General features: G+C 71.1%; 12 protein-coding genes. 2 read left to right on the top strand and 10 right to left on the bottom strand.

The annotated features are described in order from the left end of the window. Nucleotides 1-18: 18 nt before the first annotated feature. The 5 genes from ffh to OG985_RS15535 form a co-directional block, all read right to left on the bottom strand. Nucleotides 19-1572, bottom strand: a complete 1554-nt coding sequence (gene ffh, locus OG985_RS15515; RefSeq protein ID WP_371668922.1) for a signal recognition particle protein — start codon at nucleotides 1570-1572, stop codon at nucleotides 19-21. Between the two features lie 135 nt (nucleotides 1573-1707). After that, the gene (locus OG985_RS15520) at nucleotides 1708-4158 is read right to left on the bottom strand and encodes a [protein-PII] uridylyltransferase (RefSeq protein WP_371668923.1); all 2451 of its coding nucleotides are present in this window, start codon (nucleotides 4156-4158) and stop codon (nucleotides 1708-1710) included. A gap of 39 nt (nucleotides 4159-4197) precedes the next feature. Further along, nucleotides 4198-4536: a P-II family nitrogen regulator gene (locus OG985_RS15525; protein WP_003997576.1), complete on the bottom strand. Its 339-nt coding sequence runs from the start codon at nucleotides 4534-4536 to the stop codon at nucleotides 4198-4200. Then, complete coding sequence (locus OG985_RS15530) at nucleotides 4533-5873, bottom strand: ammonium transporter (protein ID WP_371668924.1); 1341 nt, start codon at nucleotides 5871-5873, stop codon at nucleotides 4533-4535. Before OG985_RS15530 ends, OG985_RS15525 begins: the two co-directional genes overlap by 4 nt. Nucleotides 5874-6188: 315 nt before the next feature. Continuing rightward, nucleotides 6189-7718 carry a hypothetical protein gene (locus tag OG985_RS15535; protein WP_371668925.1) on the bottom strand — a complete coding sequence of 510 codons (1530 nt, stop codon included), beginning with the start codon at nucleotides 7716-7718 and terminating at the stop codon, nucleotides 6189-6191. 433 nt (nucleotides 7719-8151) lie between these two features. Between OG985_RS15535 and OG985_RS15540 the strand changes: the two genes are divergently transcribed. After that, entirely contained in the window at nucleotides 8152-8808 is a 657-nt protein-coding gene (locus OG985_RS15540) for a bifunctional DNA primase/polymerase (RefSeq protein WP_371668926.1), read from the top strand. Between the two features lie 103 nt (nucleotides 8809-8911). On the opposite strand, the gene ftsY is transcribed toward OG985_RS15540, so the two are convergent. Beyond that, nucleotides 8912-10123 (bottom strand): signal recognition particle-docking protein FtsY, encoded by a 1212-nt coding sequence (ftsY, locus tag OG985_RS15545; protein ID WP_371668927.1) that lies wholly within the window; start codon nucleotides 10121-10123, stop codon nucleotides 8912-8914. Nucleotides 10124-10497: 374 nt separating this feature from the next. Between ftsY and OG985_RS15550 the strand changes: the two genes are divergently transcribed. Next, a complete protein-coding gene (locus OG985_RS15550; protein ID WP_371668928.1) occupies nucleotides 10498-11469 on the top strand; it encodes an LLM class flavin-dependent oxidoreductase in 972 nt (323 codons plus the stop codon). 87 nt (nucleotides 11470-11556) lie between these two features. Here the strand turns inward: OG985_RS15550 and OG985_RS15555 are convergent, their stop codons facing one another. The 4 genes from OG985_RS15555 to OG985_RS15570 all read right to left on the bottom strand — a co-directional run bounded on the left by OG985_RS15555 (nucleotide 11557) and on the right by OG985_RS15570 (nucleotide 17849). Further along, nucleotides 11557-12975, bottom strand: coding sequence for a sugar porter family MFS transporter (locus OG985_RS15555; RefSeq protein WP_371668929.1), 1419 nt, complete (start codon nucleotides 12973-12975; stop codon nucleotides 11557-11559). A gap of 235 nt (nucleotides 12976-13210) precedes the next feature. Beyond that, complete coding sequence (gene smc, locus OG985_RS15560; protein ID WP_371668930.1) at nucleotides 13211-16768, bottom strand: chromosome segregation protein SMC; 3558 nt, start codon at nucleotides 16766-16768, stop codon at nucleotides 13211-13213. A gap of 214 nt (nucleotides 16769-16982) precedes the next feature. Further along, the gene (locus OG985_RS15565) at nucleotides 16983-17186 is read right to left on the bottom strand and encodes a hypothetical protein (protein WP_053747983.1); all 204 of its coding nucleotides are present in this window, start codon (nucleotides 17184-17186) and stop codon (nucleotides 16983-16985) included. 381 nt (nucleotides 17187-17567) lie between these two features. Continuing rightward, complete coding sequence (locus OG985_RS15570; protein WP_371668931.1) at nucleotides 17568-17849, bottom strand: acylphosphatase; 282 nt, start codon at nucleotides 17847-17849, stop codon at nucleotides 17568-17570. Nucleotides 17850-17961: the final 112 nt, after the last annotated feature.

Raw genomic sequence — 17961 nt, forward strand, 5'->3', positions numbered from 1 at the left:
CCGACAGCACCGGCGTCGTCAGCCCATGAACTTCTTGAACTCGTCCGGCAGTTCGAAGTCCTGAGGGGCCTGCTGGCCCGGCACACCGAGGGCGCCGCCGCTCTGCGCCGCGGCGGCGCGGCGCGCGGCCTCCTCCTGCTCCTGCTGCTTGCGCTTCATCGGGTTGCCGGAGCGCTGCTTGCCCTTGGCCTGCTTCTGCTGCTTCTTCTGCCGGCCGGGGCCGCCGCCCATGCCCGGCATCCCCGGCATGCCCGGCATCCCGCCGCCCTGGGCCATCCGGGACATCATCTTGCGGGCCTCGAAGAACCGCTCGACCAGGCCCTTCACGGCGCTGACCTCGACACCGGAGCCCTTGGCGATACGGGCGCGACGCGAGCCGTTGATGATCGTCGGCTCGTGGCGCTCGGCCGGGGTCATCGACTTGATGATCGCGGCCGTGCGGTCGACGTCCCGCTCGTCGAGGTTGGCGATCTGGTCCTTGATCTGGCCCATGCCCGGGAGCATGCCGAGCAGCTTGCTGATGCTGCCCATCTTCCGGACCTGTTCCATCTGGGCCAGGAAGTCGTCCAGGGTGAAGTCCTGGCCCTTCTTGGACGCCAGCTTGGAGGCCATCTTCTCGGCCTCTTCCTGACTGAACGTCTTCTCCGCCTGCTCGATCAGGGTGAGCAGGTCACCCATGTCGAGAATGCGGGAGGCCATCCGGTCGGGGTGGAAGGCGTCGAAGTCCTCGAGCTTCTCGCCGTTCGAAGCGAACATGATCGGCTTGCCGGTGACCGAGGCGATCGACAGGGCCGCGCCACCGCGGGCGTCACCGTCGAGCTTCGACAGCACGACACCGTCGAAGCCGACGCCGTCGCGGAAGGACTCGGCCGTGTTCACCGCGTCCTGGCCGATCATGGCGTCGACGACGAACAGGATCTCGTCGGGGCTGACCGCGTCGCGGATGTCCGCGGCCTGCCGCATCAGCTCCTGGTCGATACCGAGGCGGCCGGCGGTGTCCACGATCACGATGTCGTGGACCTTGGACTTCGCGTACTCGATGGAGTCCTTGGCGACCTTGACCGGGTCGCCGACACCGTTGCCCGGCTCGGGCGCGTACACGGAGACGCCCGCGCGCTCGGCGACGACGCTGAGCTGGTTGACGGCGTTCGGGCGCTGGAGGTCGGCGGCGACCAGCAGGGGCGAGTGCCCCTGGTCCTTCAGCCACCGGCCGAGCTTGCCCGCGAGGGTCGTCTTACCGGCACCCTGCAGACCCGCGAGCATGATCACGGTGGGCGGCTGCTTGGCGAAACGCAGACGCCGGGTCTCGCCGCCGAGGATCGTGACGAGTTCCTCGTTGACGATCTTCAGGACCTGCTGGGCGGGGTTCAGGGCCCGCGAGACGTCGGCCCCGAGGGCGCGTTCCTTGACGTTCTTGATGAACGTACGTACCACGGGGAGCGCCACGTCCGCTTCGAGGAGCGCGATACGGATCTCGCGCGCCGTGGCGTCGATGTCCGCCTCGCTCAGGCGCCCCTTGCCGCGCAGGTTCTTGAAGGTCGCTGAGAGGCGATCGGAGAGAGTATCGAACACGGCGGCGTCGGTCCTCGGAGTCGGGGGCAGTGTGAGCGTCTTCCAGGGTATCCGGCCGCGCAGGACAATCGCCCCCGCCTGCCGGATTCGACGAGCGGCGCGGGCACGGCACCGAACGCCGGGCAGGCGGCGGGATCATCCCCGCAGCGTCTCCTCCAGCTTCCGCGTCAGGGAGGCCGCCTCCTCGCCCGGCAGCGGCGTCCCTTCCGGGCCGGTCACGTAGAAGGCGTCCACGGCGTTGGCCCCGAGCGTCGACACGTGCATGCTGCGCACCCGCACCTTCGCGTCCTCCAGGGCCCGCCCGATCCGGTGCAGCAGGCCGGGAGCGTCGTGCGCGCGGACCTCGATCACCGTCGCGAGCCGTGAGGCGGCCGGGGCGACCGTCACCCGCGGCGGAGGCGCCACGACACCCCGGCGACGGGGGTAGGCGGCGTCCCGCTCGGCGAGGCGGCCCGCGATGTCCAGCGAGCCGTCCAGCGCCCGGACCAGATCGGCGCGCAGCCGGGCCGCCTGGGGCAGGGACCCGTACTCGGCGGCGACCCGCCAGTTCAGCAGCAGGACGGAGCCTTCGACGCCGTCGGGAAGGTCCAGGGCGCGCAGCTCCGCGGTGCGCACGGTCAGGCGGTGCATGGCGAGGACGCCGGCCACCGCGGGCAGCACACCCGCCTGGTCCGGTACGGCGATGAGCAGTTCCACGCCGAGCGGCTCGGGATCACCGGACGGCTGCTCCTCGGTGGGCGGCGGCTCGGTCTGGGCGCGCAGCGCCAGCACCGGGCTGCCGGTGGCGACCGCCTCGATGGCGAGACGTTCCTGCTCGGCGGTGGGCGCGAGGGCCTCGGGCTCCTCGGGGGCGTCCCCGGCGAGGACCGCGGCGACCCGTTTCACCAGGTCTGCGACGAGGGAGCCGCGCCAGGTCGACCAGGCGGCCGGTCCGGTGGCCAGGGCGTCCGCCTCGGTCAGCGCGTGCAGCAACTCCAGGGTGCCCTGGCTGCCGACGGCCTCGGCGACCGAGCGCACGGTGGCCGGGTCCTCCAGGTCACGCCGGGTGGCCGTCTCGACGAGCAGCAGGTGATGGCGTACGAGGGTGGCCAGGACGGCCACGTCCGCGCGGTCGAAGCCGATGCGCGCGGCCACGTCCTTCGCGATGATCTCGCCGGCCACCGAGTGGTCGCCGGGCCAGCCCTTGCCGATGTCGTGCAGCAGCGCGGCGACCAGGAGGAGGTCGGGGCGGCTGACGCGGCGGGCGAACTCGGAGGCGCGGACGGCGGTCTCGATGAGGTGCCGGTCGACGGTCCAGATGTGGACGGCGTTGCGCTGCGGGCGACAGCGCACCCGCTCCCAGTCGGGCAGCAGCTGGGTGATCAGGCCCTCGGCCTCCAGCGCCTCCCACACCTCGATGGTGGGGCTGCCGGAGCCGAGCAGGGTGACGAGCTGTTCGCGGGCCTCGGCGGGCCAGGGCGTGGGCAGCGGGCGCACGGTGGCCGCGAGGCGCCGTACGGCGTGCAGGGACAGCGGGAGGCCGGCCTGCGCGGCGGCGGCCGCGGCGCGCAGCGGGAGCACGGGGTCGCGTTCGGGGCGCGCGGCGCGGGCGAGCACCACCTCGCCGTCCTGCTCCACCACGCCTTCGGCCAGTGGGGAGCGCTCGGCGACCGGCTTGCCGCCGCCGAGCATGGCGCGCAGCCGCGGCCGTACGGCGCGTGAGCGCAGCACGCGCTCCACCTCGCGCCAGGTGACGTCGCTCGCGTAGGAGATGACCCGGGCCGCCTCGTAGACCTGGCGCAGGAGTGTGTCGGCGTCGAGGAGGCCGAGCTCGGCGGCCACCTGGTCCTGCTCCTGGAGGGCGAGCCGGTCGGTCGCGCGCCCGGTTGTCAGGTGCAGCGCGTCCCGGACGTCGAGCAGTCGGCGCCGGGCGTCGTCGAGGCCCTCGCGCGGGGCGTCGGCCAGCCAGGAGGCGGCGACGGCGCGCAGGGCGGTGGCGTCGCGCAGGCCACCGCGGGCCTCCTTGAGGTCGGGCTCCAGGAGGTACTGGAGCTCGCCCTGGCGCTCGGCGCGCTCGGTGCACAGTTCGTGGAGTTCGGGCAGGCGCCGGGGGGCCTGGTTGCGCCAGTCGGCGAGGACGGCGGTGCGCAGTCCGGCGGTGAGGCCGAGGTCGCCGGCGAGGTGGCGGGCGTCGAGCAGACCGAGCTGGACCTTGAGGTCCTCGCCGGCCGTTTTGCGGGCCTCGGCCGGGGTGCGGACCGAGTGGTCGAGGGCGAGACCGAGGTCCCAGACGGGGTACCAGAGGCGGTCGGCCAGGGCGGCGACCGCGGCGGAGTCGCTGCCGTCGTGCAGCAGGAGCAGGTCCAGGTCGCTGCGCGGGGAGAGCTCGCCGCGGCCGTAGCCGCCGACGGCGACGAGGGACGCTCCGCGCAGTCCGGGGGCGGCCGCCTCGAAGAGGCCGGAGAGCCAGTCGTCGGTCAGTTCGCTGAGGGCGGCACGGCGCGGCGGCCCGGACCGCGCCTCCTCGGTGAGGAGACGCAGCCGGGCCGCCGCGTAGCCGCTGGGTCCCGAGTCCTCTGCTTCCTTGCTCACGTGCGTACTCGTCACCCAGCGACTCCTGTCGTTCTTCTGTTGCGCGTCCGGTCTTTAGAGCGCGTCCGGGCCGCGCTCGCCGGTCCGGACCCGGACGGCCGTCTCGACCGGCAGGGACCAGACCTTGCCATCACCGATCTTGCCGGTCCGGGCCGCCTTGACGATGACGTCGATCAGCTGCTCCGCGTCGTCGTCCTCGGCCAGCACCTCGATGCGGATCTTGGGGACCAGGTCGACCGTGTACTCGGCACCGCGGTAGACCTCGGTGTGACCCCGCTGACGACCGTAGCCGCTCGCCTCGGTGACCGTCAGGCCGTGGACCCCGAAGGCCTGGAGGGCCTCCTTGATCTCGTCGAGCCGGTGGGGCTTCACGACGGCGGTGATGAGCTTCATGCGTCCACCTTCTTGCTCGCGGCGTCGGCGACCGGGGCGGGGCCCGCGGTCCGGGCGGCGCCGCCGCCGGCGCCGCTGAAGTCGTATGCGGTCTCGGCGTGCTCGGCCTGGTCGATACCGGCCACCTCGTCGTCCTCGGAGACCCGCATACCGATCGTCTTGTCGATCAGGAACGCGAGGATCGCGGAGGCGACCAGCGAGTAGGCGAGGACCGCGAAGACACCGGCGCACTGCTTCCAGAACTGGGTCAGACCGCCGCCGTAGAAGAGACCCTCGACGGTGGACTGGCCCTTGCCGCTGGCGAAGAGGCCGATCAACAGGGAGCCGACGACTCCGCCGACCAGGTGAACGCCGACGACGTCCAGGGAGTCGTCGTAGCCGAACTTGTACTTGAGGCCGACGGCCATGGCGCACAGCAGACCGGCGATGGCGCCGACGGCGATCGCGCCGAGCGGGGAGACCGCACCACCCGACGGGGTGATGGCGACCAGGCCTGCCACGGCACCGGAGGCGGCGCCCAGCGTGGTGAACGTGCCGTGCCGGATCTTCTCGTAGATGAGCCAGGCGAGCATGGCTGCGGCGGTGGCGACCTGCGTGTTGACGAACATCAGCGCGCCGACGCCGTCGTCGTTGCCGAGCCAGGAACCGGCGTTGAATCCGAACCAGCCGAACCACAGCAGACCGGCACCGAGCATGACCAGCGGGAGGCTGTGCGGGCGCATCGGGTCCCTCTTGAAGCCGACCCGCTTGCCGATGACCAGGATCACGCCGAGCGCCGCGGCACCCGCGTTGATGTGGACCGCCGTACCACCGGCGAAGTCGATCACACCGAGCTCGAAGGCCCAGCCTCCGGCGCCCCAGACCCAGTGCGCGACCGGGAAGTAGACGACCGTGGCCCACAGGGCGACGAACAGCGCCCACGCCGTGAACTTCACACGGTCCGCGAGGGCACCGCTGATCAGGGCGGGCGTGATGATGGCGAACATCATCTGGAAGACCATGAAGACGAAGATCGGGATGGTGTATCCGGGCCACAGGTCCGTGAGGCCGATGTTGCTGAGGCCCACCCAGTCGGACGTCCAGCCGATGAACCCACCGGAGTCCGTGCCGAAAGCCAGGGAGAAGCCGTACAGCACCCAGAGGATGGTGACGATCCCGATACTGATGAAGCTCATCATCAGCATGTTGAGCGTGCTCTTGACGCGGACCATGCCTCCGTAGAAGAAGGCGAGACCCGGGGTCATGATCAGGACCAGGGCGGAGCAGATGAGCATGAAGCCCGTGTTGGCGGCAGAGAGCTTGGGTGCCTCTGCGGCTAGCTGGATGGCTGGGGCCATCGGCGTCTCCTCGTCATTGGTACGGCCCCGTGCGGGCGAAGCCTGAGCGGAATTGAGGGGTGGGCCGGTTATGCGCCATGAGATTGACGCAGCGCCGTTTCGGTGGAAGCCCCTCGATGTTTCGCCGCCGTGACGAAGGCATCCTGTGCGTTACGCGTCGATGAACTGCCTGATGTTCGTCGAGTGGATCGTTATCGTGGCGCAACCTTCGGGATGGGACGTAAACCGGCCGCGGGCGGCCTTCCGATGACCTGGCACGGGGGAGCCGAGTCGGGCAGTTCGGGAGGGCCGGCCGCGGCCGGAGCTCAGGGGAGATCAGACCGCTTCGGCGGTCTCCGGCAGCTCTGCCGCGAGCTTGTCGGTCAGGTCCACGACCTCGGCGAGGTCTCCGAAATCGCGTACGGCCGTGTCGACCGTTTTCCGGATGCGGGTGTTGACACGCTCCGACCGCACTTTCTTGGCGATGTGCATGGCCCGCGCCGCGAGTACGGTGCTCCGCTCGGGCTCGCGTTGCAGCAGATGGACGGTCGCCATGCCGACCAGGTTCAGGGCGTACGACCGCTGGTGTTCGTCGTCCTTGGCGAAGAGGTCCACCGCCCGCTGCATGAGGGGCTCGGCCAGGGAAGCGTAGGTGGGGCTGCGGCCGGCGACGTAGGCCAGGTCACGGTAGGAGTGGGAGTTCTCGCCGTACAGCTCGGCCTCGGAGAAGAAGCGGATCCAGTCGGGGTCCGGCTCGTCCCAGTCGTCGGCGTCGGCGAAGACGTCCTCCGCCATCCGGACGGCCCGCTTGCACTTGCCGGGCTGCCCCATGTTGGCGTACGCACGCGCCTCCATCGCATACAGCATGGACTGGGTGCGCGGACTCGCGCAGTCCCGGCTGCCGTACTGCGCGAGGTGGATCAGTTCCAGCGCGTCGTCGGGCCGCCCGAGGTGGATCATCTGACGGCTCATGCTGGACAGGACGTACGAGCCGAGCGGCTTGTCGCCGGCCTCCTTGGCCGCGTGCAGGGCGAGCACGAAGTACTTCTGGGCGGTGGGCTGAAGCCCCACGTCGTACGACATCCAGCCGGCCAGTTCCGCCAGCTCGGCGGCGACCTTGAAGAGCTTGCGGGTGGTGCTCTCGGACTGGGGCTCCTGGAGGAGGTCCGTCACCTCGTGCAGCTGGCCGACGACCGCCTTGCGGCGCAGGCCGCCGCCGCACTGGGCGTCCCACTGGCGGAACATCACGGTGGTGGACTCCAGCAGCTCCAGCTCGGGCCGGGACAGCCGGCCCGCGCGGCGGCTCGCGGCCGACACCTCCAGGTCGGGCTGCGCGGCGGACCCGTGCTCGGACGAGTCCGGGAGCCGGGGAGGCGTCTGTGCGGGCACGAGCCAGCGCTGCATCGGTTCGATGAGGGACGGGCCCGCGGACAGGACCAGCGAGGTTCCGAGGAAGCCGCGCCGGGCCAGCATCAGGTCGCTGCGCGAGAACTCGCTGAGCAGGGCCACTGTCTGCGGACCCGTCCAGGGCAGGTCGACGCCGGACACGGATGGCGACGGGCGGGTCGCGCGCAGTCCGAGGTCCTCGACGGAGACGACACAGCCGAACCGCTCGGAGAACAGCTCGGACAGGATCCTGGGGATCGGTTCGCGCGGGTTCTCGCCGTCCAGCCAGCGACGCACCCGGGAGGTGTCCGTGGAGATGTGGTTGGCCCCCAACTGGCGGGCCCGGCGGTTGACTTGGCGGGCCAGCTCGCCCTTGGACCAGCCGCTGCGCACGAACCAGGACGTCAGCAGTTCGTTGGGGCGCCTGTCCGCCTGCGCAGCGTTTCCAGCGCCTGTCCCGCTTCCGCCGTTGCCGCCCACTGGAACGCCCCCATCCCTGAGACCACTTGTCACTGAGTGCGCCAAGCCCTATCAGAATGCCGGTAAATACCGTCGTCCGTCCGGCGGTTCTCATCCTTCGAACGGAAAGCCGCCTTGCCTCCGGCATACCCACAAGCGCATGTGCCACCCGGACTCGTGCACTGACAGTAATCCCACGATCACCCGTCCAGCCATGGCGAACGCGGAAACGCCACCATTCGCCACCCCTTCGAATGAACTCCCGGTCGCCCGCGCACGATTCACTTGACATAGGACGAATGAGAGTCGGCGGAGCGAAGCACTCAGGGGCGCGTTCGGTCGGGCGCACCACCCAGGGCGCGTCCGAGCGCTGCGCGATCCGGGGAAAGTGACGGAAAGTCACGGAACGGGTTCGTCGCGTAACCACCGGCGCGCTGGACCCGTTGGAGGGGGCATGGACTTCACGATCGGCGGTATTCGGGAGATCCGCTCCGGCTCGCGTCGGCGCGGCCGCTCCTCGGAGTGCACCGCCGTAGCCGAGTTCACCGGTCTGTGGGGCTGGGACGTCGTCCCGGGTGCGCGGGCCGCCGCGGGCAGCTGCTCCTGCGGCCACACGGACTGCCCCGCGCCGGGCGCCCACCCGCTCGACTTCGCACCCCGGGTCCCGGCCGGGGCCACGCTCGACGAAGTGACCAGGACCTGGGCGGAGGTCCCCGGCGCCTCGGTGATGCTGCCGGTCGGGCGGGCGTTCGACGTGATCGAGGTTGCCGAGCCCGCCGGGCGGCGCGCGCTGGTCCGGCTGGAGCGCATGGGCCTGCCCCTCGGCCCGGTGACGGTGACCCCGGAAGGCCGCGCCCAGTTCTTCGTCGCCCCCGGCGCCGCCGCCGAACTGTCCGACCAGCTCTACCGCATGGGCTGGGACGACCCGTACTCCCTCGACCTGCGCGGCCTCGGTCCGGGTACGTCCGTCACGGCCCCGCCCTCCGACCGCGGCGGCCTGGGTCCGGTGCGCTGGCTGCGCTCCCCCGCCCTGGACTCGTCGAGGAGGCCGCCGGCCGCGAGGCTGCTGCTGGGCACGCTGGCGTACGTGGCGCACCGGTCACGCGCGTAGGCCCCACGCCGTACACGGCGAAGCGCCCGTCCCCGAGTGTGTGGGGGCGGGCGCTTCCTCGCCTCTGGCGTGTTCGGCCGGTGAGGCCCGGTTCGCCGATGTCCTACTCGCCGATAAGGGCGTCAACGAACGCCTCCGGTTCGAACGGCGCCAGATCGTCGGCGCCCTCGCCGAGACCGATCAGCTTGACCGGGACGCCCAGCTCGCGCTGGACCGCGATCACGATGCCGCCCTTCGCCGTGCCGTCCAGCTTGGTGAGCACGATGCCGGTGATGGAGACCACCTCGGCGAAGACGCGCGCCTGCACCAGACCGTTCTGGCCCGTCGTCGCGTCCAGGACGAGCAGCACCTCGTCGAGCGGCGCGTGCTTCTCGACCACGCGCTTGACCTTGCCGAGCTCGTCCATGAGGCCGGTCTTGGTGTGCAGCCGGCCCGCGGTGTCGATGAGCACCACGTCGGCGCCCATCTCCTTGCCCTCCTTGACCGCGTCGAAGGCGACGGAGGCGGGGTCGCCGCCCTCGGGGCCGCGCACGGTGTGGGCGCCGACCCGCTCGCCCCAGGTCTGCAGCTGGTCGGCGGCGGCGGCCCGGAAGGTGTCGGCGGCGCCGAGCACGACGCTGCGGCCGTCGGCCACCAGGACCCGGGCGAGCTTGCCGGTGGTGGTGGTCTTGCCGGTGCCGTTGACGCCGACGACCATCACGATGCCGGGCTTGCTGGTCTCGGGCTCGGTCCGGACCGTGCGGTCGACATCGGTGCGGATCAGCTTGAGCAGCTCGTCGCGGAGCAGCGCGCGCAGCTCGTCCGGGGTTCGGGTGCCGAGCACCCGCACGCGCTCGCGCAGGCCCTCGACCAGTTCCTGGGTGGGCAGCACGCCGACGTCGGCGGTGAGCAGCGTGTCCTCGATCTCCTCCCAGGTGTCCTCGTCGAGATGCTCGCGTGACAGGAGCGTGAGCAGTCCCTTGCCCAGGGCGTTCTGGGACCGGGAGAGCCGGGCCCGCAGGCGGATCAGGCGTCCGGCCGTGGGCTCGGGCACCTCGATCGCCGGTACTTCGAGTTCGGGGACGGAGAGCGGCTCCTCGACGGCCGTCGGGGCCGAGCCGTCCGGAAGATCCACCTCCTCTATCGTCCGGCGCGGTTCGTCGCGCGGCGTCTCGGCCTCGTCGCCGACGTGCGGCTCGGCCGGAGGGGCGGTGATGTCGGGCGCGGTGGGAGGCGGCGGGGGCAGCGGCTTCCGGCGCCGGCTGCCGACGACAAGCCCCCCGAGCGCACCGAGCAGGACCACGGCGATGACTACAACAAGGATGACGGTTTCCATAACAGGTCCAGTATGGCGTGACCTCCCGCCCGGGCCCCGGTTGTCCGCGCGGGGGCGGGGGAACGGGACGGGCCAGCCGCGCGGACCCGGTCAGGCTCGGACGGGTCGCCGCGGGCGGGGCGAGGGGGCCAGCCGGCCGTACCGGCGAGGATCCCGCACGCGGACGGGTCGCCGCGGGCGGGGCGAGGGGGCCAGCCGGCCGTGCCGGCGGGGATCCGGCACGCGGACGGGTCGCCCCGGGCGGGAGGCCGCCCCCGTCGTCTCCGCGCCCCACCCCGCCCCACCCCGACCGTCACCACTCTGGCCGTCTGACGCCCCGTCAGCTACCGTCCCCCTGCACCGGAACCCCACCCGCCCGCGAAGGGGGACTACCCATGCCCGTCACGGTCGTACGTTTCAACCTGGTCGAGCCCGGCGCCACCCCCGCCTCGCTCGGCGCCCGCTACAAGGCGGCCCTGGAGATGGCCGCGTACGCGGACGAGCACGGGATCACCACCGTGCAGACCGAGGAGCACCACGGGGTCGACAACAACTGGCTGCCGTCGCCGTTCGCGTTCGCGGGCGCGGTGTTCGGCGCCACCCGGAACATCGCGGTCACCGTCTCGGCGATCATCGGCCCGCTGCACGACCCCCTGCGGCTGGCCGAGGACATCGCCGTGCTGGACCTGCTCAGCGGCGGGCGGCTGGTGACGGTCGCCGGGATCGGGTACCGGCCCGAGGAGTACACGCTGTTCGACGTGGAGTGGAAGCGCCGCGGGAGGCTCCAGGACGAGTTGCTGGAGACCGTGCTGAAGGCCTGGAGCGGCGAGGAGTTCGAGTACCGGGGCCGTACGGTACGGGTCACCCCGCGCCCGTTCTCCGACCCGCACCCCCTGCTGCTGGTCGGCGGCTCCTCGAAGGCCGCCGCCCGCCGGGCCGCCCGGCTGGGCCTGCCGTTCTTCCCCAGCGCGCACCTGCCGGAGCTGGAGGCCTACTACAAGGACCGGCTCGTCGAGTACGGCACCGAGGGCTGGACCATGATGCCCGCCGCCGAGACCCCCCTGCTGCACATCGCTGAGGACCCGGACCGGGCCTGGGCACGCTACGGCGAGCACTTCCTGCACGAGGCCCGCACCTACGCCTCCTGGCAGTCCGGCGACATCCGGTCGGCGGTGAGGTCGGCGGCCACCACGGTGGACGAGCTGCGCGCGGAGGGCGTCTACCGGATCCTCACGCCCGACGCGTGCGTGGCCCAGGGCCTGGACAACCTCGTCCTGCATCCGCTGTCCGGCGGGATGCCGGTGGACGAGGGGTGGCGCAGTCTGCGGCTGTTCTGCGAAGGCGTGCTGCCCCGGCTCGGCGGGTGAGCCGGGGCAGCACGCCTGACAGATGTCGAGGAGCGGGCAGCGGGGACTTGACCCCGCTCCTCGAGTCCTGCGGCCTCGTGACGAGGCTCAGCCCATCTCCTCCAGCGTCTTGCCCTTCGTCTCCTTGACGTACTTCAGGACGAACGGGATGGAGAGCGCGGCGAAGACCGTGTAGATCACGTAGGTCGCGGAGAGGTTCCAGTCGGCCAGCGACGGGAAGCTCGCGGTGATGGCCCAGTTGGCGATCCACTGTGCGGAGGCGGCCACACCCAGGGCGGCGGCACGGATCCGGTTCGGGAACATCTCGCCGAGGAAGACCCAGACGACCACGCCCCAGGACAGGGCGAAGAAGAGGACGAACACGTGGGCGGCGACCAGGGCGACCCAGCCCTGCGTGGCCGGCAGCTTGCCGTCGACCAGGTCGTAGGAGAAGGCCCAGGCCTCCAGTCCGAGGCCGATCACCATGCCGACGGAGCCGATCAGGGCGAGCGGCTTGCGGCCGATGCGGTCCACGAAGATCATCGCGATCACGGTGCCGACGATGTTGATGATCGACGTCGTGAAGGAGTAGAGGAAGGAGTCCGTCGGGTCGACGCCGACCGACTGCCACAGCGTCGAGGAGTAGTAGAACGCGACGTTGATGCCGACGAACTGCTGGAAGACCGACAGGCCGATGCCGACCCAGACGATCGGCTTGAAGAAGAAGGAGCCGCCGAGCAGGTCCTTGAAGGTGGACTTGTGCTCGCGCTTCATGGCGCCCTCGATCTGGGCGACGCGGGCGTCCAGATCGATGTGACCGCCCTCGACCTCTTCGAGGATGCCGCGGGCGCGCTCGTGCTTTCCCACGGAGATCAGGAAGCGGGGGGACTCGGGGATCGCGAAGGAGAGCAGACCGTAGAGGACGGCCGGGATCACCATGACGCCGAGCATGACCTGCCAGGCCTCCAGGCCCATCAGCTCACCGCGCTGGTCACCGCCGGCGGCGTTCAGCAGACCCCAGTTGACCAGCTGCGAGACGGCGATGCCGATGACGATCGCGGCCTGCTGGAAGGAGCCGAGACGGCCGCGGTAGGCCGGAGGGGCGACCTCCGCGATGTAGGCCGGGCCGATGACCGAGGCCATGCCGATGGCGAAGCCGCCGACGATCCGCCAGAAGGCGAGGTCCCACAGGGCGAAGGGCAGCGCCGAACCGACCGCGCTGACCGTGAAGAGGACGGCCGAGATCTGCATGCACCGGATACGGCCGATGCGGTCGGCTATCCGGCCGGCGGTCGCGGCGCCGATGGCGCAGCCGATCAGGGCTACGGCGATGACCTGGGCCAGCGCCGCGGAGCCGATGTCGTAGCGGGTGCGAATGGCCTCGACGGCGCCGTTGATCACGGAGCTGTCGTAGCCGAAGAGGAACCCGCCCATCGCGGCCGCCGCCGCGATGAAGATGACATGCCCGAGATGTTCGGGGTGGGCTGTCCCGGCTCCTGACTGGGATGCCTGCGCTGTGCTGGTCACGTGTACTCCTCGGGCCACCGGCAACGCTGCCGGTGTGGGGGTCGGCCCTCCAGTGGCGCACGACGACCGCCGCCCACCACCTGAAGGTAAAAGCAACGTTGCAGAGACTATGCCTTCAAGTTTCGAAGTCAATAGGGGGAAACGTGTGAACCTGGGACCGAATGTGGTCCGCATATGTTCAACACTTGAAGGTCATCACAAAGTGCAGGTCGGGGTACGTGTAGGCAACACGTAGCTAGCGGAGGCGCTGGGAGATGACCTTCGACACACCGTCGCCCTGCATGGACACGCCGTAGAGCGCGTCGGCGACCTCCATCGTGCGCTTCTGGTGCGTGATCACGATCAGCTGCGAGGCTTCCTGGAGCTCCTGCATGATCCGGATCAGCCGCTGCAGGTTGGTGTCGTCGAGCGCCGCCTCGACCTCGTCCATGACGTAGAACGGGCTGGGCCGCGCCTTGAAGATCGACACCAGCAGCGCGACGGCCGTCAGCGACCGCTCACCACCGGAGAGCAACGAGAGCCGCTTGACCTTCTTGCCCGGCGGCCGCGCCTCGACGTCCACACCCGTGGTCAGCATGTTGTCGGGGTCGGTCAGCACGAGCCGTCCGTCGCCGCCCGGGAACAGCCGGCTGAAGACGCCCTCGAACTGCCGCGCGGTGTCCCGGTAGGCCTCGGTGAAGACCTGCTCGACGCGCTCGTCGACCTCCTTGATGACCTGGAGCAGGTCGGCGCGGGTCTTCTTCAGGTCCTCGAGCTGCTCACTGAGGAACTTGTGACGCTCCTCCAGCGCCGCGAACTCCTCCAGAGCGAGCGGGTTGACCTTCCCGAGCTGCTGGTACGCGCGCTCGGCCACCTTGAGGCGCTTCTCCTGCTCCGCCCGGACGAACGGCCGGGGCTGGTTGCGGGGGTCCTCAGGGTCCTCCGGCAGTTCCTCGCCCTCGGCGGGGGGCGAGGGCGGCACCAGTTGGCGGGGGCCGTACTCAGCCACGAGCCCCGCCGGTTCGACACCGAGTTCCTCCAGCGCCTTGGTCTCCAGCTGCTCGATCCGCAGCCGCTTCTCGGCACCGAGTACCTCGCCGCGGTGAACCGAATCCGTCAACTTGTCGAGTTCCGCCTTGAGGTCGCGTCCCGCGCCGCGCGCGGCGGTCAGCTCCTGCTCGCGCCGGGCCTTGGCGGCCTCGGCCGCGGCCCGCTCCCGTTCCGCCCGGCCGAGCGACACCTCGACATGCGCGAGCACCTGGCGCGCGCCGGAGCCGACGGCCTCCGCCACGGCCGCCTCGTGCCGCAGCCGGGCCCGCCGCTGTTCGGCACGCGCGCGTGCCTCGCGCTCCGCACGCGCTGCCCGGTCGAGCGACTCGGCCCGTCCGGCGAGCCCCTTGACCCGCTCCTCGTGGGTACGGGCCTGGAGCCGCGCCTCCATCTCGGTCTGCCGCGCGTTGGCCCCGTCGGCGGCGAGACGGTCCCGTACCGACGTGTCGGGCTCCTCCTCGACGGGCAACTCCTCGGCAACGGCGAGGCGTTCGGCGAGCTCCTCGGCCTCCTCCACGGCCCGGTCGAGCGCCTCCTGGGCGCGTACCGCGGCCGCGGTGGACCGCTCGGCCTCACCGGCCGCGCCCCGCGCCTGACCGGCGAGTCCGCCGAGCTGCTGGGCGACGGCCGACTTCTCGCGGTCCGCGGCCCGCCGCCGCTCCCCCAGTTCCTCGACCAGCGCGGCACACTCGCGGCGCCGCTCGACGGCCGCGTGCTGCGCCTCGGTGAGCTCCTCGCACCGCACGGCCAGCTCCTCGAGCTCGGCGGCGGCCTCGTCCACGGACGCCTGCACCTCGAGCAGACTGGGCGCCCCGGCCGACCCGCCGTGCGCGAAGTGCGCGCCCAGCAGATCGCCCTCGGCGGTCACCGCGGTCAGCTCGGGCCGCGCGTACACGAGGTCCTCGGCGTCCTCCAGGGTGCCGACCACGACGATCCCGCGCAGCAGCCGTCGTACGGCGGACATCAGCTCGGCGGGACCACGGACGAGATCGGCGGCGTACGGCGGTCCGCTCTCGCTCCGCGGCTCCCGCGGTACGTCGTCGGGGGCGCCGCTCAGCAGCAGTGCCGCCCGTCCCGCGTCCTGCTTGCGCAGCAGGCGGATCGCGTCGGCGGCGGCGGCCGGCGTGGTCACCGCGAGGGCGTCCGCCGCCGCGCCGAAGGCGGCGGCGAGGGCCACCTCGTGTCCCGGGGTCAAAGTCAGCAGCCCGGCGGCCGGGCCCAGCAGGCCGGTGAGCCGGTCCTGCGCGCCGATCAGCGCGCCGGTGCCGTCCTTGCGGCGCAGGCCGAGGGCGAGGGCCTCGTGGCGGGCCTGGGTCGCGGCGCGCCTGCGTTCCGCCGACGTGACCGCCTCGCGGGCCGCCGTCAGCGCGGCCTCCGCCTCCGCGAGCCGCTCTTTCGCCGTCTCGTGCCGCTCGGCGAGTTCCTGGTCTCCCGCGTCGAGGCCGTCGACCTCGGCCTTGAGCGTCTCGTACTCCTCCTGCGCGGCGACGGCCCGCTGCCGGGCCTCGTCGCGGGCGGTGGCCAGCCGGTCGATCTCGGCCTGGGCGGAGGCGGCGCGCGATCGGGCCGCGTTGACCTGGCCGTTCAGCCGGGCCAGGCCCTCGCGCCGGTCGGCGATGGCACGGGCGACGTCCTTCAGGCGCCGTTCCTCGTGGGTCAGTTCGCGTTCCAGGTCGGCGCGGTGGGCGACGGTGTCCTCCAGCGCCCGCTCGGCGGCCTCCAGGGCCGCTTCGAGTTCGGCCTCCTGCTCGCGGATCCGGGCGGCCTCGCGCTCCATGTCCTCGGGGTCGCGGCCGCGCCGCTCCTCGGCCGGCGCGGAGGTGGCGCTCTTCACCCGGGCGTCGGCCAGCGAGACGGTGCCACGCACCCGTTCGGCGAGCTGGGAGAGCTCGTACCAGGTCTGCTGGGCGCGCTGGAGGCGCGGGGTGAGCTGCCGTACCTCGTCCTCCAGGAGCGCCTCGCGCTGCGCGGCCTGCTTCAGCTCGCGCTCGGCGGTCTCCTTGCGTTGCTTGAGAGCGGCCTCGTCGGCGATCTCGGCCGTGAGCGCCTCGCGCAGCCGTACCAGGTCGTCGGCGAGGAGCCGCAGGCGCGCGTCGCGGAAGTCGGCCTGGATCACCGCGGCCCGGCGGGCGACCGCGGCCTGTCGGCCCAGGGGTTTGAGCTGCCGCCGCAGTTCGTCGGTCAGGTCCTGCACGCGCGCGAGGTTGGCCTTCATCGCGTCCAGCTTCCGCAGCGCCTTCTCCTTGCGCTTGCGGTGCTTGAGGACGCCGGCGGCCTCCTCGATGAAGGCGCGACGGCCCATGGGATCGGCGTGCAGCACGGAGTCCAGCTGGCCCTGGCCGACGATGACGTGCATCTCGCGGCCGATGCCGGAGTCGGAGAGGAGTTCCTGGATGTCGAGGAGACGGCAGGTGTCGCCGTTGAGCTGGTACTCGCTGCCGCCGTTGCGGAACATGATCCGCGTGATGGTGACCTCGGCGTACTCGATGGGCAGGGCCCCGTCGGAGTTGTCGATGGTCAGGGACACCTCGGCGCGGCCCAGCGGGGGGCGGCCGGTGGTGCCGGCGAAGATGACGTCCTCCATCTTGCCGCCGCGCAGCGACTTGGCGCCCTGTTCGCCCATGACCCAGCTGAGGGCGTCCACCACGTTGGACTTGCCCGAGCCGTTCGGTCCCACGACGCACGTGATGCCCGGCTCGAACCGGAGCGTTGTCGCCGAGGCGAACGACTTGAACCCGCGGAGGGTCAGGGCCTTGAGGTGCACGCCGCCGGACTCTACCTTCCGGGGATGTCTCACTCCATGAACCCGCGGTTTCACCCATGAACGCGAAGGGCACACCAGACGTTAAGGAAGTGAAAGGCTGCACGGGGGAAAGAAAGAAGGGACGCCTGAGCGGCGTCCCTTGCAAATCTGACAACTTAGCGGTTGAGACAGGCCGCACAACCACTGCGTGAGCTGTCGTAGAGCGAGGCAGTGATCAGGTGAGCGCGGGCTCCGCCTGGTGTGCGTCGATGCTCTCCATGATCCTGTCGTGAGAAGCGGCAGCCGCGAGCGTGTCGTTCTCGGCCTGGATCCGTACGAGCTCGGATTCCAGGTCCTGTACACGCTGCTGGAGCCGTCGCATCTCGGCGAGGAGTCGAGGGTCGGAGCCGCCGACGTAACCGAGAAGCGCCTTTGCCATGATGGATGGTCCTCCACACTGAGTGACCGACCGAAGCGGTGTGGGTCGTGAGGGATTCGCACCCGCCGTGAATGACACTTTTGAGTTCGGGTTTGCCGTTCATCCATGCCAAACAGCTAAGGTGCGCGGGGTGCTTTCAGCGTCTCACCAAAAAGTTTGACGGTCAACACGATCACGCCCCGTATCGGCGGGCGACCCTGGGCGCGCGGCCGGAAACCGGCGGCGCTGCGACGCATGCGGGCCCTGGGGGCGTGGCGATCATCCTTGCGTGCGGAGCCTGTCGACGCAAGCGATTCTTGGCAACCACCAGGCCATTCCCGCTGAGCGGGGACATCGCCGGCGTGCGTTCCGGCTTCCGGCGGAGTGTGTTCCCGACCGGACTCAACGGATGGCAAAGCCCTCGTAGCCGCCGCGTGGTGTGTCCCAGATCTCGGTGACACCGTCGACGCGGCCGGGCGTGTCGCTTCCCTGGAGCCAGGCGAGGAGACCTTCGCAACCCCGCCGGGGGCCTTCGGCGACCACCTGGACCCGTCCGTCGTCCAAATTGAGAGCAAAGCCACTCACGCTGCCGATCTCCAGGGCCTTGGCCCGGGTGAACCAGCGGAAACCCACGCCCTGTACGCGTCCACGCACCCAGGCGACCAGCCGTACATCCTCACTCATGGGTGCAACCTAACCGGACAATGTCCCTCGGGACACTTCCCTCCCTGGCGTCATGCGGTACCGTCCCCACCCAATGAATCTCATACGAAACTCACTTGATCGTGTGAGTTTC

Source organism: Streptomyces sp. NBC_00289 (assembly GCF_041435115.1).
Lineage (GTDB): Bacteria > Actinomycetota > Actinomycetes > Streptomycetales > Streptomycetaceae > Streptomyces.